The organism is Nocardia callitridis, from assembly GCF_039543305.1.
GTDB classification, from domain to species: Bacteria; Actinomycetota; Actinomycetes; order Mycobacteriales; family Mycobacteriaceae; genus Nocardia; species Nocardia callitridis.
Window position 1 is genome coordinate 96,414 of record NZ_BAABJM010000001.1, and the last position, 26,347, is coordinate 122,760.

Sequence of the window (26,347 nt, forward strand, 5' to 3'; positions counted from 1 at the left end):
TCGGCAAGTACCGAAGCCAGGCTAGTCGCCCGAGGCCGGGAATGATCGACGCGGTCTAAGCGGGCACCTTGTGGTCGGCCAGAATCCGATCGCGCTTGCGCGGCTGAATATTTGCGCGAGTCACGTCACCGTCGTAATGCGCGAGCACTCGATGGTCCATGACCGCGCGCCACAACGGGGGAACCGCGGCGAGCACGACCATGGTCGCGTATCCGGCCGGCAGCTGCGGCGCCTGCTCCGAACTGCGCAGAGTCTGGTACCGCCGTCCTGGATTCGCGTGGTGGTCGCTGTGGCGCTGAAGGTGGAACAGGAAGATATTGGTCACCAGTCGGTCGCTGTTCCAGCTATCACGTGGCGTGCACCGCGTGTAGAGACCATTGGCCCGCCGCTTACGCAACAACCCGTAGTGCTCGACGTAGTTCACCGTCTCCAGCAACGCGATGCCGATCACCGCCTGCAGGAGCAACCACGGCAACGCGGCGAGGCCGAACGAGACGAGCAGTACCCCGAACAACAGCAGCGTCATCGACCACGCCTGCAGGATGTGATTGTCCGGATGCAGCCACCGTCGGCCCTTGCGAGCCAGGCGCACATGCTCCAACTGGATCGCCGACCGCAGACTCCCGAAGATGCTGCGCGGCAAGAACTCCCAGAGACTCTCGCCGAGCCGACCGCTGGCAGGATCGGCCGGGGTCGCGACTCGCGCGTGATGGCCTCGATTGTGCTCGACGAAGAAGTGCCCGTATCCCGATTGGGCGAGTGCGGCTTTGGCCAGCCACCGCTCCAACCGTTCGGACCGGTGCCCGAGCTCGTGCGCGGCGTTGATGCCGATGCCGCTGACGAAGCCGAGCGTCGCGGCGAGACCGACCTTGTCGACGATGCTCAACTCGTCACCTGCCCACATGTAGGCGGCGACGACGAGGCCGAACAGCTGGATCGGCAGGAACAGGTAGGTGCACCAGCGGTAGTACTTGTCGTTGGACAGCGCCTCGTAGTCCTCATCTCTCGGGTTGGTTCCGTCGTCGCCGATCACCAAGTCCAGCAGGGGAATAACGATGAGGACCATGATCGGGCCGAACCACCAGAACACGGTCAACCCGGTGTGCAGCACCAGCTGCGAGGGCAGCAGACAGCCCGCGGGGGCCAGCAGACCCAGCACCCACAGGTGCCGTTTGGAATCCAGTGATCCCTTCGGTTTGCCAACCGATTGCACGTATCTGCCCCGCTGTTCAATGCGCTAACTCTGATGCATGAGCATAGTGGCAGGGCCGCTCCCCGTTACAACCTGAACTGGGAACCCTACGGTGCCAGGCAATATGCCACCCGTACCGCATCGGCGCATCTCACCCCTCGGGCTTCGCGGCCAGAATCGCTTCCACGTACGGCCCGAGTAGCTCGGCGAATTCCTCGGGAGCATTGCGCCCCGACGGCGGCGTCGGAATGTAGCTGAGTCCGATCCTGGCGATCGCGTGCGCGAGTACGTCGGCCTGATGCCGCGTCGGCTCGATCCAGCTGTTGGCGATCTCGTCGGTCAGCCGCTCGGTGACCCGATCCAACAGCGGCGCGGCATCGAGGGTGATGATGCGCAACAGATCCAACTTCACCTCACCCATCAACAACGAACGAATCAAGGGGTCGGCGGCGGCGTGCAGGAAGTAGCCCGTGATGCCCGCACGGAAGGCAGCGCGCGCATCACCGGCATTCTCGGTGATCGCCGTACTCACATGAGCGACAAGATCATCGGCCAACCGCAGCGCGTACCCCTCGGCCAGGCCGAGGCGAGAACCGAACTCGTTATAGAGCGTCTGCCGACTGACCCCGGCGTGCGAGGCCACATCCCCGAGCGTGATCTTCGACCAATCCCGCTCGAACAGCAGCTCACGCATGGCATCGAGGATCTGTGCGCGCAGCGGTTCACGCGCCGCCGCATGAGCGGGCATCCGAGCTCCGGCGCGCGACATGACTGCGAGATTGTCACGTGTACCAGTCATAGTCAAAGCTTCGGCGGCACACAGATGTCACGACAATGAGTCAGCGCCGCAGAAGCACATCCGAGTTGTCCGGGAGCGCGGCCACCGGCCACCACCGCAGGTCGGTGGATTCGGCACTGCGGACCGGCACCGCACCCTCGGGCGCGGTGACCCGGAACAGCAGATCGAGATGCCTGGTCGGCACCCCGAGCGAGCAGGTGATCGGATGCGCCTGCGCGCCATACAGTTCCGGATCGATCGTCAGGTCGGGGATGCCGGATTCCTCGACCGCCTCCCGCAGCGCCGCCGCGGCGACGGTGTCGTCGGATTCCTCGCAGTGCCCGCCGAGTTGGATCCACCGACCGACGCGCGGATGCAGGGTGAGCAGCACCTCCCGCTCGTCGTGGGAGAACACCACGGCCGAAGCCGTGATGTGCCCCGGCGCGTGCTCACGCAGACAGCCGCGTGGTGCCGAATCCAGGAACGCGCGCATCGCCTCGCGCAGCGAGCGCTCGGGATCGATTGTCGGGGACCAGGATTCGAGCAGCCGCACGGCGGAAGCGTGCAACGACGAAGCACTCACAGTTCGATCAGTCCGTCCCCGGCCTCGCGGGCGGGGCGCACGCCGAGCTGCTCGAGCGGATGACCGACGGCGATGGCACCCAACGGGTTCCACTCCGCGTCCAGACCGAGCACCGCGCGGGTGACCTCGGGGGCGAAGATGGTCGACCCGATCCAGCAGCTGCCGAGCCCCTCGGCGGCCAGCGCGACGAGCAATCCCTGCACCGCGGCGCCGACCGCGACGGTGAACATGGTGCGTTCGGCCGCGCGCCTGCGCTCGTCGGGATAGTCGTGCGCGCCGTCGGGCAGACCGAACGGAATGATCAGCTCGGGTGCCTCGGAAAGGATGTCGCCCCTGGCGATGCGGCGGTCGATCCGCTCCTGTGACAGTCCGTCGGCGGTGAGGTCCTTGCGCCACGCGTCGGCCATCGCCGTCAACAGTCCGGCACGCAGTTGACGATCACGCACCCAGACGAATCGCACCGGGCGGGTGTGATGCGGCGCGGGCGCGGTCAACGCCACCGAGATCGCGGCCCGCACCCGCTCGGGATCGACGGGGGTTTCGGCGAATCGGCGCACCGAGCGGCGCAGCAGGATCGCCTCGCGGCGCCCCTGTTCCAGGGCCTCGGCGGTGCCGAGCCAGAACAGGTCATCGATGCCGCCGCGCACCAGATCCACCGCGCTCGACCCGTCGTCGGCGATCGGAAGTCCGCGCACCACCGCCACCGGGACGCCGCCGAGCTTGCCCTTCACCAGATCCGCCGCCGCGGCGAGTTCGTCGGCGATCGCGACCTGGGTGACCTGTAACTCGTTGCCCTGTCCATCGACCGCGCCCGCGTAGTCGTGCAGCACGCGCAGACCGGCCGCGCCGATGGCCGCGTCGGTCTGGCCGACGCGCCATGCCCTGCCCATGGTGTCGGTGACCACCACCGCGACGGTGACACCGAGCAGTTCGGCGAGCGCCCTGCGCAGTGCGCCCGCGCTCGCGTCGGGATCGGTGGGCAGCAACACCAATTCGCCCTTCTCCACATTGGAACCATCGACCCCGGAAGCGGCCTGCACGATGCCGAGCTTGTTCTCGGTGATCAGCGTGCGGCCCTTGCGCGCGAGCACGCGCACCGCCTCCTGGTCGACGAGCGCCCTGCGCGCGGTATCGCGTTCCTGCGGGTCGTCGGGCGCGGCGACGATCCTGCCCTCGACCTTCGCGACGATCTTGCTGGTCACCACGAGCACGTCACCGTCGACCAGCCAGGGCGCGGATTCGGCGATCCGCGCGGCGAGATCGTCGCCGGGACGAAATTCGGGGAGCCCGGTGATGGGCAGAATGCGCAGTTCACCCGCCGCGTGATCCTCGAGCGCTGGCACGGGGGCGGGCGATTCGGTCGTGGTCTCGGTCATGGTTTCACTCCTGCGAGCTCCAGCGCCGCCCGCACCATCTCGGCGGTGGTCGGCGGGTCGGTCATCAACAAGGGCACGCTGCGTACTTCGACACCGGGCACCTCGGCGGTGTCGGTGCTGTGGATCAACCAGCCGTCCAATATTCCTGTTCCCGAGCGCGCGCCGTAATGGCGGCCGATCGCCTCGGCCGTGGTTTCGACGCCGATCACCGAGAGGCACTCGTCCGCCATCCCGCGCAGTGGCTTTCCGTCGATCACGCCGGAGATCCCGATCACCTGCGCCGAGGTGGTGCGCAGCGCACCGCGAATGCCGGGCACCGCGAGGATGGCGCCGATGCTGACCACCGGGTTCGACGGTGCGAGCAGAACCACATCCGCGGACTCTATGACATCGATCACATTTGGTGCCGGTTTGGCTTCATCGGCACCAATTGTGGCGAATCCGTGGGTTCGGACGTTCGCGCGGTAGCGAACCCACCACTCCTGGAAATGGATCGCGCGACGTTCGCCAGGGTCCTCTTCATCGCTCACAACGACGTGGGTTTCACAACGATCGTCGGTTGCCGGGATGAGTTTCACACCGGGCTGCCAGCGATTGCACAGCGCCTCGGTGACCGCTGATAGCGGGTACCCATGACGCAACATTTCACTGCGAACCAAGTGCGTGGCGATATCGCGATCACCGAGGCCGAACCAATCCGGCTGCGCGTGGTAATTCGCGAGCTCTTCCTTGGCATGCCACGTTTCCCCGAGACGACCCCAGCCGCGGTCGGTATCTATGCCGCCGCCCAGCGTGTACATGCAAGTGTCGAGGTCGGGACAAATACGAAGACCGTGCATCCAGATGTCGTCACCGACATTCACGATCGCGGAAACATCGGCGTTCGGAAGCAGTTCTCGGACGCCCTGAAGGAAGCGCGCGCCGCCGACGCCACCGACGAGGACTGCGATCCTCGGCCCGTTGACGGGTTCGCTGTCCGCTTGTTGTGCAGTCACATCCGCATAGCCTAAGCGGTGGCCGAGAGTGCTTCGCTGACGGCTTATTTGCTATGCATTTGCCACATGACTGCGTGCGGCACGAGGCGTAAAGCGATGGCGGATAGTAACGGAATAGCGACAGTGGCTTGACCATCGCCACGTTCGGCGTGTCTAATCACAGACATGTCATTCCGGGTTCGCGCGAGACATCAACGCGGGAACGGGATTTCGAACAGATGTTCGGGTAGGAACGACATGCTCGGGGACGTCCGCGGGACAACATCGCGGGGTATGGCCGTCGGTACGCGTGTTGGTCCGACGGAACGAATCATTCTGCGCTAACACACAGTGAGGAGGCGGAGCGATGGCCAATGAGATGGTCTCGCCGACCGATTCCACAGCAGGCGCAGCACGTGGCGTCTGCGACGGCTGGAACGACAACGGGGGAGACGAAGTCTCGACACCCCAGCTCAGTCTGGTGGTGCCAGGCTTCGATGAGATGTTCGAATCTATCGAAGAGCAGTGGCAGGAACGCGCCTTGTGCGCACAGACCGACCCCGAGGCCTTCTTTCCGGAGAAGGGCGGCTCCACCCGCGAGGCAAAGCGGATCTGCATGGGCTGTGAGGTTCGGGACGAGTGCCTGGAATACGCACTCGCACATGATGAACGCTTCGGCATCTGGGGCGGACTCTCCGAACGGGAGCGTCGCCGCCTCAAGCGAGGCATCGGTTAGACCGGCTCGAGCGAGACCACTCGCTCGAGATAACCCGGAGTTGTCCGCCGCACGACGCGCCTGGCACGCGTCGACGCGAATGGACGCGTGAGCCGACACGGACAACTCCGGGGTATGCCCGAAGCTCGACGACAGCCTCGCTAGGTTTGTCGTATGGCACGTTCCCGTATTCGTCGTCCTTCGACCGCACGGTCGGTGACTCGCCGTGGTCGCGGAGTACGAGGGCCGATGCTGCCGCCGACGGTTCCCGCGTGGCGAACCCGAGGACAAAAATTCGACCGGCTGGTGCTCGAGGCCTTCGCGCCGCTGGACACCCGCTGGCAGAACCGCCTCACCAAATTGGACATCGCGGTCGACGATGTTCCGAAAATCCGTCCGCTCCACCCTGATTCGGTCACCTGGCCGGACGAGGTGGTCGCCGACGGTCCCGTACCGCTTTCCCGGCTGATCCCCGCGGGCGTCGACCGGCACGGCGCGGCGACCAGGGCACGGGTCGTGCTGTTTCGTAAACCGCTCGAGCTGCGCGCCAGCGACCCCGACGACCTCGTCGACCTGCTGCGCGAGGTGCTGGTCCAGCAGATCGCCACCTATCTCGGCGTCGATCCCGACCTGATCGATCCCGAGTCGGACTGAGCGGCGGACGTTCTTCCATAACGTCCGTTTTGGTGAGCGTGTCTGCACCCACGAGGGCCGTACGCGCGTTACTCTCGTCGTCGTGATCCCCATGCGTCGTTGTTGCCGACCAGGTTGCAAGAATCCGGCCGTCGCGACGCTCACGTTCGTCTACTCGGACTCCACCGCCGTGGTCGGCCCACTCGCCACCGTCGCGGAACCGCATTCCTGGGATCTCTGCGAAACACACGGTTCGCGGATCACCGCACCCAAGGGCTGGGAAATGGTGCGCCACGAGGGTGGTTTCTCCTCCAGCACCCCCGACGACGACGATCTCACCGCACTCGCCGAAGCGGTGCGTGAGGCCGGCCTGCGTCGCCGCCCGCCCGAGCACGAGCAACGCGGCTATCGCGAATACGCTCCGCCCACCCAGCGCCCCACGCGCACGGGTCGGCGCGGTCATTTGCGCGTCCTACCCGATCCACCCAACTGAGTTACCCCCCAGCTCACGGGAAACGTGCCAGGGCAACACACTAGGGTGGACGCCATGACAGACGCTCGCTCTGCCGAGTTCGTGAACGCGGTAATCAAGGCTTACGACGTTCGCGGAGTGGTCGGTACCCAGATCGATCCGGAATTCGTCAGAGACATCGGCGCCTCGTTCGCCCGGTTGATGCGTGCCGAGGGCGCACAGCGCGTCGTCATCGGACACGACATGCGCGACTCCTCCCCCGCATTGTCCGCCGCTTTCGCCGAGGGCGTGCTCGACAACGGCCTCGACGCGGTGCATATCGGCCTCGCCTCGACCGATCAGCTCTACTTCGCCTCGGGCAGCCTGAACTGTCCCGGCGCCATGTTCACCGCCAGCCACAACCCCGCTCGCTACAACGGCATCAAGTTGTGCCGCGCCGGGGCGCGTCCGGTCGGCCAGGACACCGGCCTCGACGTCATCAAGAAGGAAGTCATCGAAGGGGTTTCGGCCGTTGACGCGCCTCGCGAGGCGCGCGGCAACGCGACGGAGCTGGATCTACTCGCCGATTACGCCACGTACCTGCGCGGACTGGTCACGCTCGATGATCTGCGTCCGCTCACCATCGCGGTGGACGCGGGCAACGGCATGGGTGGCCACACCGTGCCCGAGGTGCTCGGCACGCTCGCGAACGTACGGATCGTTCCACTGTATTTCGAACTCGACGGCACCTTCCCCAATCACGAAGCCAACCCGCTCGATCCGGCGAACCTGGTGGATCTGCAAGCGCTGGTACGGGAATCGGGCGCCGACATCGGCCTCGCCTTCGACGGCGACGCCGACCGCTGCTTCGTGGTGGACGAGCACGGCGACCCGGTGTCGCCGTCCGCGGTGACCGCGCTGGTCGCCGAGCGCGAGCTGGCCAAGGAGCCCGGCGCCGTCGTCATCCACAATCTCATCACCTCGCACGCGGTGCCGGAACTGGTCGGCGAACTCGGCGGGACACCGGTGCGGACCCGAGTCGGACACTCGTTCATCAAGCAGGAGATGGCGGCCACCGGCGCGGTTTTCGGCGGCGAGCATTCCGCGCACTACTACTTCCGCGACTTCTGGGGCGCGGATTCCGGCATGCTCGCGGCGTTGCACGTGCTCGCGGCCCTCGGCGAGAAGGACCGGCCGATGTCGGAGCTGATGGCCTCCTACGCGAAGTACGCGGCCTCCGGCGAGATCAACTCGACCGTCGAGGATGCGAAGGGAAGCACGCTGGCGGTGGTGTCGGCGTTCGAGAAGCGGACGATCTCGGTCGACCGACTCGATGGGGTCACCGTGCAACTGGCCGACGACGCCTGGTTCAATCTGCGCGCGTCCAATACCGAACCGCTGCTTCGATTGAACGTGGAAGCACGCTCGCCGGAGGAAGTAGACGCACTCGTGACCGAGATTCTGAGCATCGTCCGCTCCTGACTGGAATAGTGGAATGACAGACCCTGGATTCGCCCGACTCGGTCTCGGCACGGTTTACCCCTCGGCGGGGGTAGGGGCGGAAACGACACAGCGCGATGAGGGGAGGTGGGACACCCGATGATCGCTGGAACACCGGTGCTCGACCTCGATGATGCCGCTTCACTCGAAGCCGCCGACGTCGGCGGCGTCCTACGTTCGGCCGCTTCCGGTGGTGCGCAGGTCCGCGCCACCGCGGCCGCCGTCGACGAACAAGTCCTTGCCGCACTCGCCGATCTCCGACCACGCAGCGTGGTGCTGGTGACCGGCTCGGGACGGGCCACGCGCGCGGCGCGGCTATTGGTCGCCGCGCTCGGCGACCGGGCCGGCCTACCGATCGTGACCGTGGCCGCGCTACCGCCATGGGTCGGCCCCCTCGACGTCGTCCTCGTCGCCGGTGACGACGCCGGCGACCCCCGACTGATCGACGCGGTCGCCAGGTCACGCCAGCGCGGCGCCGAAGTGGTCGTCGCGACGCCGCTGGAAGGCCCGCTGCGGGCCGCGGCGGCCGGTCGCGCCGCATTGCTCGAACCGAGGGTCCCCGTCCTCGATCACAACCGGCTGCTGCGCTTTCTCGCGATCGGCATCGCGGTGCTGCGCACGGTTGATCCCGCACGTACCGGCGCCGCTGTGCCCGACCTCGTCCAGTTGGCGGACCTGCTCGATGCCGAGGCCCTGCGCGACGGCCCGCAGAACGAGATCTTCCGCAATCCGGCCAAGACGCTGGCGGCGCGCATGCAACAGCGCGGCGTGGTACTCGCCGGTGATTCACCCGCGGCACTCGAACTCGCCGAGCACGGCGCCGAGGTGTTGTTGCAGTCGTGCGGCCGGGTCGCCACCGCGGTGGATCTGGCCGAGGCCGTCGCGGCGCAGGCTCGAATCGTCGAGGCCGCAGGCGAATCCGCCCCCGATTTCGATCCGATGTTCCACGATGAGGAACTCGACGGCCCGGTACCGGTGGAACGCGTGCGCGTACTGGTGTTGAGCGCCGACCACGACCAGGCCGCGGCGCGACGCAGGCTCGCGGTGTTCGGCGGACCCGGTTCGGGGCTGGTCGACGCCGATCTGGTGAATGCCGACGTCGACCTGCTACATACCGGCCTCACCGACCCCGAGTTGCCGCCACCACCTCGGCAGGAACAGCAACCGCAGAGTCAGAGCAGTGAGCTGGAACAACTCGCGGTGCTCGCACTGCGCATGGAGATGGCCGCCGCGTACCTGCGGTTGATCGGGTCGCGCGCCGCCACCCCAGGGGAGCAGGCGCAGTACGGGGGCAATTACTAGTGCTCGAACTCGTTGGTGCGTTACGTTCGTATGCCTGGGGGTCGCGTACCGCACTCGCTCAGCTGCGCGGTCGTCCGGTTCCCTCGGTGCACCCCGAGGCCGAATTGTGGTTCGGTGCGCACCCCGCCGATCCCGCGCATGTCCGCATCGGCGAGCACGATCTGTCATTGCTCGACCTCATCGCCACCGATCCGGCGCGCGAACTCGGCGGCGCGGCAGACCACTTCGATGACAAGCTGCCGTTCCTGTTGAAGGTGCTCGCCGCCGACGAGCCACTGTCGCTGCAAGCGCATCCCAGCGCCGAACAGGCACGAGCGGGATTCGAACGGGAGAACCGTTCGAAGGTGCCGCTGGAATCGCCGATGCGCAACTATCGCGACAGCAACCACAAGCCGGAACTGGTGGTCGCGCTGGAGCGATTCGAGGCGCTCGCGGGGTTCCGTACACCGGAGCGGACCGTGGCACTCTTGCGCGCACTGGACGTCGACGGTCTCGCGTTCTATGCGGATCTGCTTGCCGCCCAACCTGATTCCGATGGTCTACGCACCCTGTTCACCAGCTGGATCACGCTGCCACAGAATGTGCTCTCCGTGCTGCTGCCCTCGGTGCTCGACGGCTGCGTGCGCTACCTCTCGCGCAAAGGCCCGCACGAGTTCGGCGCCGAAGCACGCACCGCGCTCGAACTCGCCGAGGCCTACCCCGGCGACGCGGGAGTGCTCGCGGCGCTGCTGCTGAACCGCCTCACCCTGCAACCCGGCCAGGCGCTGTTCCTCGCCGCCGGGAATCTGCACGCCTATCTACACGGCCTCTGCGTGGAGGTGATGGCCAACTCCGACAACGTGTTACGCGGCGGGCTCACCCCCAAACACGTGGATGTGCCTGAGCTGTTGCGGGTACTGGACTTCGAGCCGATCGAGCTGCCGGTGGTGCTGGCCGAACCGTCGGGCGACGGCTCGGTGCGTTACCGCACCCCCGCACCGGAATTCGCGCTGCGCCGGTTCGATCTCACCGCGGGTTCCGGACAGGTGCCGTTGACCTCGGCGGGGCCGGGCATCGTGCTGTGCACCTCGGGGTCGGTGCGCTTGCTGCGCGCGGGCGAGCAACTCGAACTCGCACGCGGCGGCGCGGCGTGGATCTCCGCGGCCGACAGTGACATTCGGGCGCAGACCGTCGACGGCGACGCCCAGTTGTTCTGCGCGTGTGTCGCATCGGTGCCTGCGTCGGAACTGTCTGGTTCGACAAGATAGATTGAGCCGCAACGGTCATCGAGACAAAGGGGCACCCGCGACATGTCGGCTGGTGGTGGCAAGAAGGCGATCATCGCCGCGTTGTCGGCGAATGCCGGTATCGCGGTAGCGAAGTTCATCGGTGCCGCGATCACCGGCTCGGGCTCCATGCTCGCCGAAGGCGTGCACTCCGTCGCCGACACCGGCAACCAGGGGTTGCTGCTGCTCGGCCAGCAGCGCGCGGCGCAGGAGGCCGATGAGCTGCACCCGTTCGGGTACGCGCGCAATCGGTACTTCTATTCCTTCGTTGTCGCGCTGGTGCTGTTCACACTCGGCTCCGGATATGCCATCTACGAAGGTATCCACAAGATTCAACACCCCGAGGATCTGAGTTCGCCGATCGTGGCGGTGGTGATCCTCGTTCTCGCGATCGCACTGGAGTCCTACAGCTTCCTGACCGCGATGCGCGAATCCAAGCCGCTCAAGGGCAACGCGAGTTGGTGGCGGTTCATTCGCAATTCGCGCAGCCCCGAACTGCCTGTGGTGCTGTTGGAGGATACCGGCGCGCTGATCGGCCTGGTGTTCGCGCTGCTCGGTGTCGGTTTGACCGTGCTCACCGGCAATCCGGTGTGGGACGGCATCGGCACACTGGCGATCGGCGCACTGCTCGGCGTGATCGCGATCGTGTTGATCGTGGAGATGCAGAGCCTGTTGATCGGCGAGGGTGCGACACCGGAGGAGAACCGCGCGATCCAACAGAACCTGGTGGACGGCACCAAGATCGACCGCGTGATCCACCTCAAGACCCAGTATCTCGGCCCGGAAGAAATGTTGGTGGCCGCCAAGATCGGCGTGGTGGCGGATCTGGAGATCGCCGATATCGCCGCGGCGATCGACGCTTCGGAAGAACGCGTGCGCGCGGCGGTTCCGGCGGCTCGCATCATCTACCTGGAGCCCGACCTCTACCGGGGGTAAGCCGGGCGCTGTGGTGAATCGGTGTCCTCGCGGGCACGTTACGCTCGACGCGTGATCTGCGTCGGCCCGCCGACCCATCCCTCTCACGGTTGAGCCCGCCGCGCACGGGCCCCTCGAGCGGCCAAGCCTTGGTCGAAACGCACGACCGTACCGGCTGAGGAACGAAACCCGTGCTCCACACCTTCAGCCGGATCCGGACTGGACCAGCACCGAAATGACTTGTCGAACAAGCCTGTTCAACGCTCGAGCAGCGTACCGGTGCGAAGTCGACGTGCCTTCACCCCGACCGCGCGGTGGCGTCCACACGACACCCGAATGTGCCGGTGTCGCCTGTGTGCTTCCGTCAACCGAAACCACGTGTTTAGCGCACCCGCCATCGACAATCGCGAGCTAACCGGTCCGCACATCGGGTTCACCCGGCTACGCAGCGCCAGCGTGCCTGCCCGCTGACCGCTGCGGGGACCATCGGCCGGACCGAGAGCGACGTGTTGTGCGGCGCCGAGCAAGAGCTACTCGTTACGGGTCCACTCCTCGAATTCGCGACCGATGGCCGGGAAGGGCCTCCCGTCGCCGACGCCGCTACCCTCGGGTCGCTATCGCGAGTCACCCTGTGCGCGGAGGAGTTCCAGGGGATCGGTGGTGATGCCGAAACGCTCACGCAGGACGTGTCGGGCGGCGTGCAGGCCGGACATGCCGTGCACACCGGGGCCCGGTGGTGTCGATTGGGAGCCGAGGTAGACGCCGGGAAGTGGTGTGGCGTAGGGGTTCCAGCGGGGGGCGGGGCGGAAGGCGAACTGGCGCAGGGTCATCGCACCCGCCGAGATATCGCCGCCGACGTAATTGGCGTTGTGCGTAGGCATCTCGGCAGCGGTGGTGACGTGGGTGGCCAGGATCAGGTCGCGAAATCCCGGAGCGAAGCGCTCGATCTGAGCGATCACGGATTCGCTGATGTCGCGGGTCGATCCGTTGGGGACGTGCGCGTATGCGTAGAAGGTGTGTTTGCCTTCGGGAGCGCGGCTCGCGTCGACGACGCCCGGTTGGATCGTCAACAGGTATGGCCGCTCGGCGTGCGCACCCGCGGCGACAGCGCGTTCGGCGGTCATCGCCTCGGCGCGAGTGCCGACCACGTGCACCGTTCCCGCTTGGTCGCAACCCTCGGCCCGCCACGGCACCGGCCCCGACAGCGCGAAGTCGACCTTGCACGCGGCGCCGCCGTACCGAAAGCGCTCGAGCTGCTTGGTGTAGCGATCCGGCAAGCGCTCCCCCGCGAGGCGAAGCAGCGCGGCCGGTGCGAGATCGAGCACCACCGCACGCGTGCTGCGGAATTCGTCCAGCGACTCGACGCGGTGGTCGGTGTGCACGCGCCCGCCGAGTCGGCGCAGTTCGGCGGTGAGCGCGTCGGGGATGGCTTGACTGCCGCCACGGGGGATCACCCAGCCGCCCGCGTGCGCCAGGGTGGCGAGCAGAATGCCCGCGCCCGCGGCGGGCAGTGCTCGCGGCGGGGTGATCGCGTGGGTGGCGACACCCGTCAGCAGTGCCGGAGCGAGGTCCTCTCGAAACCTGGTGTTCCACAGTCGGGTTCCCTGTTCGAAGACGCGCAACCCGAAGCGCGCCGCGGTCACCGGATTGGCGGGCAAGCGTCGCAGATCCGACATCGCGACGTCCACGACGCCGCGCCACTCGCGCACCAGCGGCGCGAACAGCGAACGCCACGTGGCACCGTCGCGGCCGAGTCCCTCGACCGTGCGCTCCAGGTCGCGCCAGGCCACTCCCGCGATGCCGCCGTCGATCGGGTGGGCGTAGGACGCCGCCGGTGCGAGGAGTTCGACGCCGTGCGCGGCGAGATCGAAAGCGCGAAAGAATGGTGACGCCAACGCCATCGGATGAGCTCCGGCACACACGTCGTGGTGATATCCGGGCAGGGTGAGCTCGGCGGTGCGCGATCCCCCACCGATCGTCGGCTCGGCTTCGTACACCTCCACCGACAGGCCCGCCTTCGCGCAGGTTACCGCGGCGGCGAGACCGTTCGGCCCCGATCCGACCACCACAACGTCAGCCATCACTCCACGCTACCGGGCGCTGGATCACAGAGCATTGCCATACCAGGACACGATCGGCGAACCCCATGGCGGGTCCAACGGCGACACGATCCCACCTCGACACGGAGCACCACTGCTCATCGGGTGCGCGCCGGAATCCCGTACCCCACACGGGCTCCTGAGCTCACTCAGCCGGTTACGGACTCGCCGCCCAGAATGCCCCACCGGCTCCAAGGGCGCACATCCACACATGCGCTCCTGGCATCAACCGGCCGTGATCGTGCGCCGAAGCTCGCGAGCGCGCCACCCCTACTTGCCAGGTTCTCGGCGCTGCGCGCCGACGGCGGCCAGCCATTCGTCGACCAGCAATTCCAGTCGACGCTCGCGGAGTTCGGGGCGTAGCCGTCCCGTGCGCTCGAGCGTGGCGAGGCCGTGCATGGCACTCCATGCGACCTCGGTGTGCGCACCGAGGTCGTCCGGATCCGTGACGAAGGGTCGAAACATGGCCTCCAGTTCACCGAAAGCGTCACGCAGGGTTTGTGGTGCGTCCACTCCGAAGACCAGCCCGTTGGACATCAGGAACATCGCGTCGTAGCGGGCTGGGTTGTCGGCGGCGAAGCCGAGGTAGGCCCTGCTGACCGCGTCCATCACCGCGACAGGACTGTCCGAGGCGGCATTGGCGCGGCGCAGGTGCACGGTGAGATCCGCGATGCCCTGCTCCGCGACGGCGGAGATGATGGCGGCCTTTCCCGTGAAGTGGCTGTAGAGCACGGGCTGGCTGTATTCGATCCGATCGGCGAGGCGCCGCACGGTCACCGCATCCCAACCATCCGCTTCGGCGAGTTCCCGCGCCGCATCGATGATCCGCTGGTGCCGTTCGGCACGCTCACGTTCCTTGCGCTGGCTCGTACTCATCTCGGAAATTCTAGCAGCGCTAGACAAGCCGGGCCCACACCGGCTACCGTCTATCACATATTCTAGCGCCGCTAGAATATTGGATATCTCCAGGAGTACCGCAATGACCACACGCATCGCCACCGCCCTCGCGCTGCTCGGCGCGGTGTTCATCCTCTACATCGGCCTCAGCTATCTGATCGCCCCCGAAACCACCGCCACCGGCTTCGGCCTGCCCGAATGGCCGACGGGCGACGCCGTCGCGTTCATGAACCTGAAAGGCGTGCGCGACACCGTCTCCGGGATTGCGATCCTGGCACTCCTGGCCGCACGACAGCGTTATGCCCTCGGCATTCTCACCCTGGTCATCGCCCTCATTCCGATCGGCGACATGATCACCGTCCTGAGCTGGAACGGCTCGCCCGCAGCGGCTTTCGGCATCCACGGCGTCACCGCCGTACTGGTGGCCCTTACCGGCACCCTGCTCCTTCGCGAACACAAGACCGCAGCCACGCCACAATCCGCTCTCGCCAACTCTTGACACTGGAGCCACCGCTGCACCAATCACAGCCACCAAGATCACCAGGATCCGGCGTCATCACCCGAAACCGCCCAGGTCCTGGTGATCTCGACCAGCTCGACGCACGATGGTTCGACGGATGCGCCACGACTCCCCACGCATGATCAGACTGGAGCTGGGACCCCGTGCGTTGTCGCCGAGCGGCCCGGCCCACACCCTCGCCGGCCGTGATCACCGATCACGTGCGCACCAGAGATTCGGTGCTCGGATCGTCACCGTCGAGCTTCGTGGGGGTGACCGGCTCGCTCGACTCCTCCGGTTGCGGTCCATGCCCGTCGTCGACCATCGTCCGCTCGTCGAACGGCAACTCACGCGAAAGCACCGCACGTACCCGCTCGGCGTCGATGGTGGAGGTCCAGGTCCCGATCAGGACGGTCGCGACGGCGTTGCCCGCGAAGTTCGTCAGCGCTCTCGCCTCCGACATGAACCGGTCGATGCCGACGATCAAACCGACACCGTCGAGCAATTCCGGTCGGTGACTCTGCAAACCACCGGCCAAGGTCGCCAAACCGGCGCCGGTGACACCCGCGGCCCCCTTGGAGGCCACGACCATGAACACCAGCAACCCGATCTGCTCACCGAGCGCGAGCGGCTTGTCCAGCGCGTCGGCGATGAAGATCGATGCCATCGTCAGGTAGATGGCCGTGCCGTCCAGGTTGAACGAATACCCCGTGGGGACAACGACTCCCACGGTCGTGCGGTCGACGCCGACGTGCTCCATCTTCGCGATCAACCGCGGCAGCGCCGACTCCGACGACGAGGTCGCCACGATCAGCAGGAACTCGCGCGCCAGGTACCGCACCAGCTTGAAGATCGACACGCGTGCCGCGCTCCACAGCAGCACACCGAGCACACCGAAGATGAACACCAGGCAGGTCAGGTAGAACGCCAGCATCAGCGTGCCCAGCTTCACCACCGCGTCCAAACCGGTGCGCCCCACCACGTTCGCGATCGCGCCGAACGCGCCGATCGGGGCGAGCCAGAGGATCATCGACAGGATGCGGAACACGAGCTTCTGGATCACCGAGATCGCACGCAGCACCGGCTCACCCGTGGCACCCATCATCTGCACCGCGAACCCGACGAGCAACGCGACGAACAGCGCTGGTAGCACCTCCCCCTGGGTCAGCGACGACACCAGCGTGTCCGGGATGATGTTCAGCACCACATCCCAGGCCCCACCGGCCTCGCTCGCGGTCTTGGCCAAGCCCTGTCCCGCGTCCGCGGTAGCGCCCACATCCAGACCGGTCCCCGGCTGCAACAGATTGCCGACGAGAATGCCGATGGCCAACGCCACGGTCGACATCACCAGGAAGTACCCGATGGCCAGACCACCGACCTTGCCGACGGTCGCCGCTGCGCGCACCGAACCGATACCGAGCACGATGGTGCAGAAAATGACGGGCGCGATCATCATCTTGATCAGATTGACGAACATGGTCCCCAGTGGCGCGAAGGATTCTCCGACGCCCGGAGCGAGCCAACCGACGAGAATGCCTGCTACCACGGCGATTATGACCGCAATGTACAGCCAGTGCGTGCGGTCGCGGCGCTGTGGTGTTGAGTTGGTCATGACCGGATAATGCCCTCCGAGTGGTGCCCGGCGTGAGCTGGCTCACGCTCCCAGGCAGAATACTGGTCGACCGGGCGAGGCCGGGTCGATGTTTGGTGCATATCGTTCAGTCGGAGGACACAGCTAGTGAGACGCGGTCGGCTATCCCTGGCCGGTCAGGCATTCGCCCTGCAACTGATCGTGCTGGCGGTGATGATCGCCACCGGCGTTGTCCTGGCGGTGCTCGACGCCCGCCACGACAACGACGTGATGACCACCAGGGAAGTGACCGACGTCGCGGTGAGCATCGCCGAGTCCCCCTTTGTCGTCGACGCCCTGCGCACCCCCGATCCCACCGCCGTCCTGCAACCGGTGACCGAGCATATCCGCGCGGACACCGGGATGGATTTCATCGTCGTGATGGCACCCGATCGCACCCGCTACACCCACACCACGCCCGAACGGATCGGGGAGAAGTTCACCGGCAATATCGACAGGGCCCGTGCCGGTGAGACTTTCACCGAAACCTTCACCGGCACACTCGGTCCGTCGATTCGGGCGGTCACCCCCGTCCACGACGAGCAGGGCAACATCGTCGCGCTCGTCTCCGCCGGGGTGACCAGGGCCAAGATCAGCACCGAGCTGTCGTCCCAGGTGCCCGCGATCTTCGCCGCCGCGCTGGGTGGGCTCGTCCTCGCCTCGATCGGATCGTTTCTGCTCAGTCGCAGGCTGCGCCGCCAGACCCACGGCCTCGCGCCGGACGAGTTACGGGTGATGTACGAGCACCACGATGCGGTACTGCACTCGATCCACGAAGGACTGCTGGTCTTCGGCCCCTCGGGTCTGCATGCCGAGGTGGTCAACGACGAGGCACGCCGACTGCTCGATCTGCCACCCGGCGCCATCGGCCGCGGTGACCTTCCGCTGTCCATGCAGCGGATGAGCTGGGGCAAGGTCCGCGACGAGACACACGTGACCAACGATCGGATCCTGCTGATCAACCAGGATGTGGTCACCTGGTCGGGACGTCAGATCGGGACCGTGATGACGATCCGCGACCACACCGAATTGCGTGCGGTGATGGGCGAACTCGACTCCGTACGCAGTTTCGCCGAATCGCTGCGTGCCCAGGCACACGAGTCGGCCAACCGGCTGCACACCGTGGTCACCATGGTCGAGCTCGGCCGCTATCAGGAGGCCGTCGCCTTCGCGACCGCGGAGCTGCAACTGTCCCAATCGCTGATCGACCGTCTGCTCAGTACCGTCGGCTCACCGTCATTGGCGGCGCTGCTGCTCGGCAAGGTGAATCAGGCCAGCGAGCGCGGCATCGAACTCACCGTCACCGACGACACGGCACTCGAATCGACCGCGCCGCTCTCGGCGCACGAGACAGTGACGCTGGTCGGCAACGTCATCGACAACGCGATCGACGCCGCGTCCGCGACCGACGACAGCTCGGCGGGGTGGGTGGAAGTGACCGTGCGACACGAGAATTCGACCGAGACGAGCGATAACCAGACCGCGACCTTGCAGGTGCGGGTCGCCGACAGTGGGCCAGGCATGTCGGAGGAGGCATTCGAAATCGCCGCCCAGCGCGGCTATTCGACCAAGGCCGACCACTTCGGGCTCGGCTTGGCGCTGGTGCACCGACTGGTCGACAGACACGGGGGAACGATTCGAACCGAACGGAACCCCGAAAGCGCGGTAACCGTAACGATTCCGCGAAAGGAATACACATGATCCGGGTGCTGATAGTCGAAGACGAGCCACTCATCGCCGAGGCGCATCGCACATACGTCCAGCGCGTCACGGGATTCGTCCCGGTGGGTATCGCACACTCCGGGCGCGCGGCGATGCGCGCGGTCGCCGACGCCGCCGCCTACGGCACACCGATCGACCTGGTGCTCATGGACCTCGGACTGCCCGACACCAGCGGGTTGGAAGTGGCCGCGGCGCTGACCGGGGTCACGCCGAGCCCCGACGTCATCGCGATCACCTCCGCCCGCGATGTGGCGATGGTGCGCACCGCGGTCGCGCACGGCGTGGTGCTGTATCTCCTGAAGCCGTTCACCTTCGCGGCATTTCGCGACAAGCTCGACCACTATCGCGAGTTCCGCGCCTCGCTGCCGTCGAACAACGACACCACGGTCTCCCAGCACGAGATCGACCGCGCGCTCAGCGCCCTGCGCACCACCGATCTGCGCGCCTCGACCCCCAAGGGCGTGGCGCCGCAGACCCTCGACGAAATCTCCCGCGCCGTCCGCGCCGCACCCGAAGGCGTCACCGCGGCCGACACCGCGACCAATGTGGGCGTCTCGCGCATCACCGCGTGGCGCTACCTGGAGAAATTGGCCGAGGACGGTCTGGTCACTCGACGCTCGGACTACGGGCGCGCGGGCCGACCGAAAACGCGGTATCTCTGGAAGACCAAGCACGCCAACTGATTCGGCTGTGTGCCTCAGATGTGCGCGCGCCTCAGACGTCGGTGGAGAAGCGGATGCCGCCGTCGGGGATCTCGACGCCGGGCCACACCCGCGCGCCGCGCAACAACTCACAGCGGGCGCCGACCCGCGCGCCGTCACCGATCACGCCGTCGCGCACCAGGGCACGCGGACCGATGATCGCGCCGAACCCGATAATCGAGCGTTCCACCGTCGCACCCGCCTCGACCACCGCACCGTCGAACAGGACCGCGCCGTCCAAGCGCGCACCCGCACCGACCTCGGCGCCGCGACCGACGACCGTGCCACCGATCAGCAACGCGCCCGGCGCCACCCCGGCACCCGCGTGCACCAGCGACTCACCACGCTGCCCCGGCAAGGCCGGTGAGGGCGCGATACCGCGCACCAGGTCAGCCGAGCCACGCACGAAGTCCTCGGGGGTGCCCATGTCACGCCAGTACGAGGTATCGACGTGTCCCTGGATGTGCGCGCCCTCGGCCAACAGCGCGGGAAACACCTCACGCTCCACCGACACCGGACGGCCCGAGGGAATCTTCTCGATGTATTCCCGGCGGAATACGTAGCACCCGGCGTTGATCTGATCGGTCGGCGGATCCTGGGTCTTCTCCAGGAACGCCGTCACACGGCCGTCGGCATCGGTGGGCACGCAGCCGAAGGCGCGCGGGTCGCTGACCCGGACCAGATGCAACGTCACGTCGGCGTTGCTCGATTCGTGGGTCCCGAGCACCTCGCCGAGATCGGTGCCGCCGAGTACGTCACCGTTGAACACCATCACATTGTCGGCGCGCAGCTTGGGCAACACATTGCGGATGCCGCCGCCGGTGCCGAGTGGTTCGGTCTCGGTGACATATTCCAGCTCCAAGCCCAGATCCGAGCCGTCACCGAAGTGTTCCTCGAACACCTCCGCCTTGAACGAGGTGCCGAGCACGACGTGAGTGATTCCCGCCGCGGCGATCCGGGCGAGCAGATGGGTCAGGAAGGGCAGACCCGCCGTCGGCAACATCGGCTTGGGGGCCGACAACGTCAACGGCCGCAGCCGCGTACCTTGCCCACCGACCAGGATCACCGCATCGGTGTCCGCATTCCCTGCCATCACGCTCCCCTATGTTCACCTGGGTTGACTTATCGCGCGTGCCCGAGAGCCGGTGACAGGTTCACCTAGCGGCTTGGTCGCCCCGTGCTTGTTCACGCAGCGCAGATCGAACCGCAATCCGGCAACGCACCGCAAGTCCGAGCCGAAGCGCGACCCGCAATGGTGCCTGCCACCAGTGCGGATGCCGGTCGGCCTGGAAACGGTAGGCACTCGCGTGATGGGCGGGCAGCATCGTCTCCGGGTGGCGACCCGCCGCATGCCCCTTGGCATGGGTGACCTCGGCATCCGGCACGAACACGTTGTGCCAGCCCGCCTTACCCATCCGGTCGCCGAAGTCGACGTCTTCCATGTACATGAAGTAGCGCGAGTCGAAGCCCTCGATCGAGTCGAACGCGGCGCGGCGCACCAGCAGACACGAGCCCGACAGCCAGCCGACAGCCCGTTCGGAGATCTCCTCGTTTTCCTGCCGGTACCTGCGCGTCCACGGGTTCGACTTCCAGACCATGCCGAGGATGGCGTGGCCCGCGCCGTCGAGCAGGCCGGGGACCTGGCGAGCCGAGGGGTAGAGGCTGCCGTCCGGTTCCAGCACCTTCGGTCCGAGCGCGCCGGCCCTGGGCCAGCGGCGCGCGGCGGCGAGCAATTGGTCGATGGAGTCGGTGCCCCAGCGCACGTCGGGGTTGGCGATCAGGACGAATTCGAGGGTGGGGTCGATCTCGGTGACCGCGCGGTTGATCGCACCGCCGTAGCCGATGTTTCCGCCGGTCCGCAGCAGCCGGACATGCGAATTGGCTTCCGCGGCGAGCTCGGGGGTGCCGTCGACCGAACCGTTGTCGGCGAGGATCACCTGCGGCTTCTCGGTGGTCGCGGTGGTGAGGGTGGTGATGAAGTGCTCGAGGTGTTCGCCGGGTGAATAGGTCACCGTGACGACGGCTAGTTTCGCCGGTACCTCGTTCGCGGAAGCTGTGTTTTCCGATGCCGTGCCCGTCGACGCGGTGCTGTCCGACGCTGTCTCGCCGGACGCGGTGCTGTCCGACGCTGTCTCGCCGGACGCGGTGCTGTCCGACGCTGTCTTGCCCGACGCGGTGCTGCCCGACGCTGTCTTGCCCGACGCGGAGCTGCCCGACGCTGTCTTGCCCGACGCGGTGCTGCCCGACGCGGTGTTCTCGGAAGCTGTGTGCTCGATCGCCCCGTCGTCGTGCGTCGGTGCGTCGTCGTTCGTTGGCTGGCTGCGCTCACTCACACCCGCGGAGCCTAGTCCGACCGTGCCGCGCGCTCAGTCGGCGGTGCGGACCAGCGCCTCCGACAACGCCGCCCGCCACGGACGCAGTGGGGTGAGTCCCGCCTCGGCCCAGCTGCGGTGGGAGAGCACGGAATACGCGGGACGGCGCGCGGGACGGGGAAAGGCGGACGAGTCACACGGGCGCACGCGCTGCTGGTCGGCGCCGACACCGTCGAACACCGCGCGCGCGAGCTCGAACCAGGTGGCCTGGCCCGCGTTGGTGGCGTGCAGGACAGACGGCGCCGCGGGGGTGGCGGCCAGTTCCAACAGTCCGGCAGCGAGGTCGGCGGCGTAGGTGGGAGCGCCGAGCTGGTCATCGACCACGTCGACGGTGTCGCGCTCGCGTTCCAGGCGCCGCATGGTCGCGACGAAATCCGCTGCGCGCCCGGTGTACACCCACGCGGTGCGGACGATGTGCGCGTGCGCCCCCGAGCCGAGGACGGCCCGCTCCCCCGCCAGTTTGGAGGCACCGTAGACGCTCATGGGCGCGGTGTCGTCGGTGATCTCGTAGGGCCGTTCGGCGGTGCCGTCGAAGACATAGTCGGTGGAGACGTGGATCAGCCTGGCCGCACGTTCGGCGCACACCTCGGCGAGCACGGCCGCGCCGGTGTGATTGACGGCGAACGCGGCGCCTTTCTCGGTTTCGGCGCGGTCTACCGCGGTATACGCCGCACAATTGAGCACGACGGCGCCCGGAGTGATCACCGCGCGGATCGCGTCGGCGTCGGTGATGTCGAGTTCCGCACGTCCGTAGGCGTCCGCGTCGGGGGCCAGACGCAGCAGTTCGGTGCCGAGCTGTCCGCGTGCTCCGGTGACGAGCAAGCGGGGGGAGTCGAATGCGGTGGAGGCGCTCACGCGGGCCAGTCTGGCACGCCGGGGCACCTGCGGTTGAGGTCCGTAGCGGTAGCGGTTGGTTAGCCTGGATCGATCAGGGGGCCTTCGAGAAGCAGTGAGAAGTAACGGGGGTCTGTGATTTTCGCGGCACAGGGACACCCGGATCGGCGAGAGGATGACAGTTGTCTCAGCGGAGGGGCACGATGGCGCAGTCGCGGCGCTTCGGAGTGGACAGCGATCCTGTCACATTCGGTCCGATGCGCGTAATTGCGGCCGTCGTCTCGGTGGTGGTGCTCGTGTGCACGGGTTTCGCGTGGCGCGGCGTCGACGGACTCGTCTCGAATATCGAGACCATCGGCAACCTCGGCCTCGGCGGCGGCAGCGACGGCGCGGTCGACATTCTGCTCGTCGGCGTGGACAGCCGCATCGACGCGCACGGCAATCCGCTCTCCGACGACGAACGCGCGATGTTGCACGCGGGCGACGACGAGGTCGGGACCAATACCGACACCATCGTGTTGCTGCGTATCCCCAATGACGGCAGATCCGCCACCGCCCTTTCGTTGCCGCGCGATTCCTACGTGGACATTCCGGGCATGGGTGAGGGCAAGATCAACTCCGCATACGGGGTGAGCAAGGAGAAACGCCGCGAAACCCTACTGAACCAAGGGATTTCCCCCGGGGACGCCGAACAGGAGTCCACCGAGTTCGGTCGCCAGACGCTGATCAAATCGGTGGCCGACCTCACCGGTATCTCGGTCGACCACTACGCCGAGGTGAGCCTGCTCGGCTTCGTGCTGCTCACCGACGCCGTCGGCGGTATCGATGTGTGCCTGAACGAAGCGGTGGAGGAACCGATGTCCGGCGCCGACTTCCCCGCGGGCAATCAGCGACTCGGCGGACCGGAGGCGCTGAGTTTCGTGCGCCAGCGCCACGGGTTGGTGCGCGGCGACCTCGATCGGATCGTGCGCCAGCAGGTCTATATGGCGCAGTTGGTGCAGCAGGTATTGAGCGCGCAGACCCTGAGCAATCCCGGCAAACTGCGCGAACTCAGCGACGCGGTCGGGCGCACCGTCGTGCTCGACGAGGATTGGGACATCCTCGCGTTCCTGCAACAGCTGAAGGACCTTTCCGGCGGCCAGGTGCAGTTCGAGACCATCCCGGTCGCCGACCTCAACGGCGAGACGGGCGACGGCGAATCGGTGGTGCGGGTCGACCCGAAATCGGTGCAGAAGTACGTCGCCTCCCTGGTCGAGGAGGATCACAGTAATGACGCCCCGGCCGCGCACAGCGGCATCGACCCTGCCACCGTCACCGTGGACGTGTACAACGCGAGCCGCGTCGGCGGACTCGCGAACACCGTGGCACAGGCATTGAGCGGCAAGGGTTTCCAGCAGGGCGAGGTCGGGAACTATCCGGGTACGAGCGTTTCGAGCAGCCGGGTACTCGCCTCCGACAGCTCGGACCCGAACGCCGCGGCGGTGGCCGAGGCGCTCGGCGGGCTCACCGTGATGGCGGACAATTCGATCCCGGAGGGTGCCATCAGCGTCGTGTTGGCGAGCGACTATTCCGGTCCAGGCTCGGCGGCCGGTAGCATGTTCGATCTGTCCGGAAACTCGACCTCCGCCGCCACCCCTGTCCCGCCGGCGCCACCGATCGACGCGGGCCAGAACGGACCGAAATGTGTGAATTAGACGATGCGTGACCCCGACCAGGCCCACACCCTGACCGAAGCGATTCTCGATCCCATCCTCGCGCGTGAACCCGCGAATCCACGCGTCACCTACTACGACGACGCCAACGGCGCCAGGATCGAATTATCCGGGCTGACCCTGGCGAACTGGGCGGCCAAGACCGCCAACCTGGTCCGCGACGAGTTCGGCCTCACCCCGGGAGCACGGGTCGCCGTGCTGCTTCCCGCACATTGGCAGACCGCGGCGGTGCTGCTCGGCTGTTGGTGGGCGGGCACCGAAGTGGTGCTCGGCCCGGACGACGACGCACACCTGGCGTTGACGACGCCGGATCGACTGGCCGAGACCGAGAGTGTCGGCGAAGTAGCCGCGCTGTCCTTGGACGCGATGGGCACCCCGGTGCGCGATCTCCCCCTCGGGGTCACCGATTTCGCCACCTCCGTACGCGTGCACGGCGATCAGTTCCTGCCGGGCGGCGCGGGAGCGGCACTCGACGGCATGCCGGTGGCCGAGGTACTCGCCGCCGCGAAGAAATCCGTTCTGCGCCAAGGATTTTCCGAGAGCGACCGGGTGCTGTCGAGCACGCCGTGGGAGACACCCACCGAGCTGATCGAAGGTTTCGTCGCGGTACTCGCGGCAGGGGCCTCACTGGTGCAGGTCGCCAATCCCGACCCGGACCAGCGCGAACGACGGATCGAGACCGAACGGGTGACCGCGCAACGCGAATAGCGCCTCCTACCGCGGTATCGGTCGAGGTCCAACCGTAGACCGTTCTCACCCGCGCCGACCCACCGTAGGCTGGTGTGATCGAACCAACAACGGTGTCGGTCAGCAGACAGGTGGTGACACACGGTGGATCTGGACGGCAAGCATCTCGACGGCAAGCGCGGACCGCTCGGCAGGGTGCGGCCGCACTACTGGCTGCGCTGGCTCACCGATCACGGCGTCGCGCGCGTGGCACTGCGCACTCAGGCACGTCGCGGCGACGTTTTCGCCGAATTGATGGGCGGGCCGCGCGGATTCGACGATCCGTACCCGTTGATCGAACAGTTGCGCACGAGCGGCCCTCTGGTGCGCGCACCGTTGACCTACGTCACCTTCGACCACAAGATATCCCGGAAAATGCTGCGTGACAGCACATTCGGCATCCCTCCCCGGCAAACTTTCGACAGCGGGAACGCGCTGGATTGGTTCGCCAAGCGGTTCCCGCTGCCGCCGAGCCCGGTCGAGCCGCCCTCGATGCTCGTCATCAACCCGCCAGAGCACACCCGCATGCGCAAGCCGGTCGCCTCGGCGTTCACCCCCCGCGCGATCACCCGACTGAGCGAGCGTGTCGAGTCGGTCACCGAGCAATTGCTGCGGGAACTACCCGCGGGCGGCTCCGTCGATCTGATGAAGGACTTCGCCGCGCAAGTGCCGATCGCGATCATCTCCGAGATGCTCGGCTTCCCCAACTCGGACAGAAACCTGTTCCTCGCCTGGGGCGACCGGATGACCCCGCTGCTCGACCTCGGCATCTCCTGGCGCACCTACCGGCGCGCCCTGCTGGCCATGGAGGTGATGGACGGCTACCTCGACGAACACATCGCACACCTGCGGCGCAGTCCCGGCGACGACATCCTCAGCACCCTGGTCAGCGCTGGCGAGCTCGACAATCGCTCGCTCAAGGCCACCGCGAGCCTGCTGATGGGCGCCGGATTCGAGACGACCGTCAACCTGATCGGCAACGGCGTCGCACAGTTACTGGCCCATCCCGATCAGCTGGCACGGCTGCGCGCCGAGCCCGAACTCTGGCCCAATGCCATCGAGGAGATCCTGCGGATCGACCCACCCGTACAGACCACGGCGCGCATCGCGCACGCCGATACGGAGATCGCGGGAGTGCCGTTGGGCGCGGGCAGCGTCGTCATACTCTCGCTCGCGGGCGCCAACCGGGACCCCGCGGTGTTCGACGAACCCGACCGATTCGACATCGCCCGACCGAACGCCAAGGACCACCTGTCGTTCAGCAACGGCTTGCACGTGTGTCTGGGCGCGAGCCTGGCACGGATGGAAGGGACCTACGCGCTGCGCGCACTGTTCGACAACTTCCCCGATCTGCGCCTCACCGAACCACCGCGACGTCGAAAACTGTTCACCCTGCACGGTTTCGAGCACATGCGGGTCGGACTCGGGCGACGCAGCAGCGTCGAGGCCGTCGCGGCGACGCACTAGCGCC

Annotated in this window: 23 protein-coding genes and 1 pseudogene; 13 read left to right on the forward strand and 11 right to left on the reverse strand. The window is 66.9% G+C overall.

The genetic code is table 11. The annotated features are described in order from the left end of the window. Positions 1-55: 55 nt before the first annotated feature. From ABEA50_RS00405 to cofD, 5 genes are all read right to left on the reverse strand, one after another. Positions 56-1,213: an alkane 1-monooxygenase gene (locus tag ABEA50_RS00405; protein ID WP_345492923.1), complete on the reverse strand. Its 1,158-nt coding sequence runs from the start codon at positions 1,211-1,213 to the stop codon at positions 56-58. A 130-nt stretch (positions 1,214-1,343) separates the two neighbouring features. Beyond that, the gene (locus tag ABEA50_RS00410) at positions 1,344-1,961 is read right to left on the reverse strand and encodes a TetR/AcrR family transcriptional regulator (RefSeq protein ID WP_345494591.1); all 618 of its coding nucleotides are present in this window, start codon (positions 1,959-1,961) and stop codon (positions 1,344-1,346) included. Positions 1,962-2,031: 70 nt separating this feature from the next. After that, positions 2,032-2,553: an NUDIX hydrolase gene (locus ABEA50_RS00415; protein ID WP_345492924.1), complete on the reverse strand. Its 522-nt coding sequence runs from the start codon at positions 2,551-2,553 to the stop codon at positions 2,032-2,034. Further along, positions 2,550-3,929 (reverse strand): coenzyme F420-0:L-glutamate ligase, encoded by a 1,380-nt coding sequence (locus ABEA50_RS00420; RefSeq protein WP_345492925.1) that lies wholly within the window; start codon positions 3,927-3,929, stop codon positions 2,550-2,552. Before ABEA50_RS00420 ends, ABEA50_RS00415 begins: the two co-directional genes overlap by 4 nt. Further along, complete coding sequence (gene cofD, locus ABEA50_RS00425) at positions 3,926-4,924, reverse strand: 2-phospho-L-lactate transferase (RefSeq protein ID WP_345492927.1); 999 nt, start codon at positions 4,922-4,924, stop codon at positions 3,926-3,928. Before cofD ends, ABEA50_RS00420 begins: the two co-directional genes overlap by 4 nt. 481 nt (positions 4,925-5,405) lie before the next feature. Between cofD and ABEA50_RS00430 the strand changes: the two genes are divergently transcribed. The 7 genes from ABEA50_RS00430 (at position 5,406) to ABEA50_RS00460 (ending at position 11,705) form a co-directional block, all read left to right on the forward strand. Beyond that, complete coding sequence (locus ABEA50_RS00430) at positions 5,406-5,639, forward strand: WhiB family transcriptional regulator (protein ID WP_029901515.1); 234 nt, start codon at positions 5,406-5,408, stop codon at positions 5,637-5,639. 153 nt (positions 5,640-5,792) lie between these two features. After that, the gene (locus ABEA50_RS00435; protein WP_345492929.1) at positions 5,793-6,272 is read left to right on the forward strand and encodes a metallopeptidase family protein; all 480 of its coding nucleotides are present in this window, start codon (positions 5,793-5,795) and stop codon (positions 6,270-6,272) included. Between the two features lie 91 nt (positions 6,273-6,363). Beyond that, complete coding sequence (locus ABEA50_RS00440) at positions 6,364-6,744, forward strand: DUF3499 domain-containing protein (RefSeq protein WP_345494592.1); 381 nt, start codon at positions 6,364-6,366, stop codon at positions 6,742-6,744. Positions 6,745-6,798: 54 nt separating this feature from the next. After that, positions 6,799-8,184 carry a phosphomannomutase/phosphoglucomutase gene (locus ABEA50_RS00445; RefSeq protein WP_345492930.1) on the forward strand — a complete coding sequence of 462 codons (1,386 nt, stop codon included), beginning with the start codon at positions 6,799-6,801 and terminating at the stop codon, positions 8,182-8,184. A 117-nt stretch (positions 8,185-8,301) separates the two neighbouring features. Continuing rightward, positions 8,302-9,504 carry a tobH protein gene (locus ABEA50_RS00450; RefSeq protein ID WP_345492931.1) on the forward strand — a complete coding sequence of 401 codons (1,203 nt, stop codon included), beginning with the start codon at positions 8,302-8,304 and terminating at the stop codon, positions 9,502-9,504. Next, on the forward strand, positions 9,504-10,751 hold the full coding sequence (manA, locus tag ABEA50_RS00455; RefSeq protein ID WP_345492932.1) for a mannose-6-phosphate isomerase, class I: 1,248 nt from the start codon (positions 9,504-9,506) through the stop codon (positions 10,749-10,751). Before ABEA50_RS00450 ends, manA begins: the two co-directional genes overlap by 1 nt. A 42-nt stretch (positions 10,752-10,793) precedes the next feature. Then, positions 10,794-11,705, forward strand: coding sequence for a cation diffusion facilitator family transporter (locus tag ABEA50_RS00460; protein WP_345492933.1), 912 nt, complete (start codon positions 10,794-10,796; stop codon positions 11,703-11,705). 593 nt (positions 11,706-12,298) lie between these two features. Here ABEA50_RS00460 and ABEA50_RS00465 read toward each other — a convergent pair. Then, complete coding sequence (locus ABEA50_RS00465; protein ID WP_345492934.1) at positions 12,299-13,765, reverse strand: phytoene desaturase family protein; 1,467 nt, start codon at positions 13,763-13,765, stop codon at positions 12,299-12,301. A gap of 288 nt (positions 13,766-14,053) precedes the next feature. Continuing rightward, positions 14,054-14,659: a TetR/AcrR family transcriptional regulator gene (locus ABEA50_RS00470; RefSeq protein WP_345492936.1), complete on the reverse strand. Its 606-nt coding sequence runs from the start codon at positions 14,657-14,659 to the stop codon at positions 14,054-14,056. Positions 14,660-14,762: 103 nt separating this feature from the next. On the opposite strand from ABEA50_RS00470, the gene ABEA50_RS00475 reads away from it, so the two are divergent. Beyond that, entirely contained in the window at positions 14,763-15,179 is a 417-nt protein-coding gene (locus ABEA50_RS00475) for a DUF4267 domain-containing protein (protein ID WP_345492937.1), read from the forward strand. A 217-nt stretch (positions 15,180-15,396) separates the two neighbouring features. Here the strand turns inward: ABEA50_RS00475 and ABEA50_RS00480 are convergent, their stop codons facing one another. Further along, positions 15,397-16,791, reverse strand: coding sequence for a cation:dicarboxylate symporter family transporter (locus tag ABEA50_RS00480; protein ID WP_345492938.1), 1,395 nt, complete (start codon positions 16,789-16,791; stop codon positions 15,397-15,399). A gap of 192 nt (positions 16,792-16,983) precedes the next feature. Here ABEA50_RS00480 and ABEA50_RS00485 point away from each other — a divergent pair, with 192 nt between their 5' ends. Next, positions 16,984-18,510, forward strand: a complete 1,527-nt coding sequence (locus ABEA50_RS00485) for a sensor histidine kinase (protein ID WP_345494594.1) — start codon at positions 16,984-16,986, stop codon at positions 18,508-18,510. Then, positions 18,507-19,214, forward strand: coding sequence for a response regulator (locus ABEA50_RS00490; RefSeq protein ID WP_345492939.1), 708 nt, complete (start codon positions 18,507-18,509; stop codon positions 19,212-19,214). Before ABEA50_RS00485 ends, ABEA50_RS00490 begins: the two co-directional genes overlap by 4 nt. A gap of 31 nt (positions 19,215-19,245) precedes the next feature. Here the strand turns inward: ABEA50_RS00490 and manB are convergent, their stop codons facing one another. The 3 genes and pseudogenes from manB to rfbD form a co-directional block, all read right to left on the reverse strand. Next, a complete protein-coding gene (manB, locus tag ABEA50_RS00495) occupies positions 19,246-20,325 on the reverse strand; it encodes a mannose-1-phosphate guanylyltransferase (RefSeq protein ID WP_345492940.1) in 1,080 nt (359 codons plus the stop codon). 61 nt (positions 20,326-20,386) lie between these two features. Continuing rightward, positions 20,387-21,265: pseudogene (locus ABEA50_RS00500) on the reverse strand (glycosyltransferase family 2 protein); the annotation flags it as partial. A 333-nt stretch (positions 21,266-21,598) separates the two neighbouring features. Further along, complete coding sequence (gene rfbD, locus ABEA50_RS00505; RefSeq protein WP_425577557.1) at positions 21,599-22,468, reverse strand: dTDP-4-dehydrorhamnose reductase; 870 nt, start codon at positions 22,466-22,468, stop codon at positions 21,599-21,601. Between the two features lie 227 nt (positions 22,469-22,695). On the opposite strand from rfbD, the gene ABEA50_RS00510 reads away from it, so the two are divergent. The 3 genes from ABEA50_RS00510 to ABEA50_RS00520 all read left to right on the forward strand — a co-directional run bounded on the left by ABEA50_RS00510 (position 22,696) and on the right by ABEA50_RS00520 (position 26,343). Next, positions 22,696-24,132 (forward strand): LCP family protein, encoded by a 1,437-nt coding sequence (locus ABEA50_RS00510; protein WP_345492942.1) that lies wholly within the window; start codon positions 22,696-22,698, stop codon positions 24,130-24,132. Between the two features lie 3 nt (positions 24,133-24,135). Beyond that, positions 24,136-24,858 (forward strand): TIGR03089 family protein, encoded by a 723-nt coding sequence (locus tag ABEA50_RS00515; protein WP_345492943.1) that lies wholly within the window; start codon positions 24,136-24,138, stop codon positions 24,856-24,858. Positions 24,859-24,981: 123 nt separating this feature from the next. Continuing rightward, positions 24,982-26,343, forward strand: a complete 1,362-nt coding sequence (locus ABEA50_RS00520) for a cytochrome P450 (RefSeq protein ID WP_425577495.1) — start codon at positions 24,982-24,984, stop codon at positions 26,341-26,343. Positions 26,344-26,347: the final 4 nt, after the last annotated feature.

Excerpts from the sequence above, each read along its gene's own strand:
- ABEA50_RS00435 (WP_345492929.1), top strand. The coding sequence starts at position 5,793 with ATGGCACGTTCCCGTATTCGTCGTCCTTCGACCGCACGGTCGGTGACT.
- ABEA50_RS00440 (WP_345494592.1), top strand. The coding sequence starts at position 6,364 with ATGCGTCGTTGTTGCCGACCAGGTTGCAAGAATCCGGCCGTCGCGACG.
- ABEA50_RS00490 (WP_345492939.1), top strand. The coding sequence starts at position 18,507 with ATGATCCGGGTGCTGATAGTCGAAGACGAGCCACTCATCGCCGAGGCG.
- ABEA50_RS00470 (WP_345492936.1), bottom strand. The coding sequence starts at position 14,659 with ATGAGTACGAGCCAGCGCAAGGAACGTGAGCGTGCCGAACGGCACCAG.
- ABEA50_RS00445 (WP_345492930.1), top strand. The coding sequence starts at position 6,799 with ATGACAGACGCTCGCTCTGCCGAGTTCGTGAACGCGGTAATCAAGGCT.
- ABEA50_RS00510 (WP_345492942.1), top strand. The coding sequence starts at position 22,696 with ATGCGCGTAATTGCGGCCGTCGTCTCGGTGGTGGTGCTCGTGTGCACG.
- manB (WP_345492940.1), bottom strand. The coding sequence starts at position 20,325 with ATGGCAGGGAATGCGGACACCGATGCGGTGATCCTGGTCGGTGGGCAA.
- ABEA50_RS00475 (WP_345492937.1), top strand. The coding sequence starts at position 14,763 with ATGACCACACGCATCGCCACCGCCCTCGCGCTGCTCGGCGCGGTGTTC.
- ABEA50_RS00465 (WP_345492934.1), bottom strand. The coding sequence starts at position 13,765 with ATGGCTGACGTTGTGGTGGTCGGATCGGGGCCGAACGGTCTCGCCGCC.
- ABEA50_RS00480 (WP_345492938.1), bottom strand. The coding sequence starts at position 16,791 with ATGACCAACTCAACACCACAGCGCCGCGACCGCACGCACTGGCTGTAC.
- ABEA50_RS00420 (WP_345492925.1), bottom strand. The coding sequence starts at position 3,929 with ATGACCGAGACCACGACCGAATCGCCCGCCCCCGTGCCAGCGCTCGAG.
- ABEA50_RS00410 (WP_345494591.1), bottom strand. The coding sequence starts at position 1,961 with ATGTCGCGCGCCGGAGCTCGGATGCCCGCTCATGCGGCGGCGCGTGAA.
- ABEA50_RS00460 (WP_345492933.1), top strand. The coding sequence starts at position 10,794 with ATGTCGGCTGGTGGTGGCAAGAAGGCGATCATCGCCGCGTTGTCGGCG.
- ABEA50_RS00515 (WP_345492943.1), top strand. The coding sequence starts at position 24,136 with ATGCGTGACCCCGACCAGGCCCACACCCTGACCGAAGCGATTCTCGAT.
- ABEA50_RS00430 (WP_029901515.1), top strand. The coding sequence starts at position 5,406 with ATGTTCGAATCTATCGAAGAGCAGTGGCAGGAACGCGCCTTGTGCGCA.
- ABEA50_RS00450 (WP_345492931.1), top strand. The coding sequence starts at position 8,302 with ATGATCGCTGGAACACCGGTGCTCGACCTCGATGATGCCGCTTCACTC.
- ABEA50_RS00485 (WP_345494594.1), top strand. The coding sequence starts at position 16,984 with ATGATCGCCACCGGCGTTGTCCTGGCGGTGCTCGACGCCCGCCACGAC.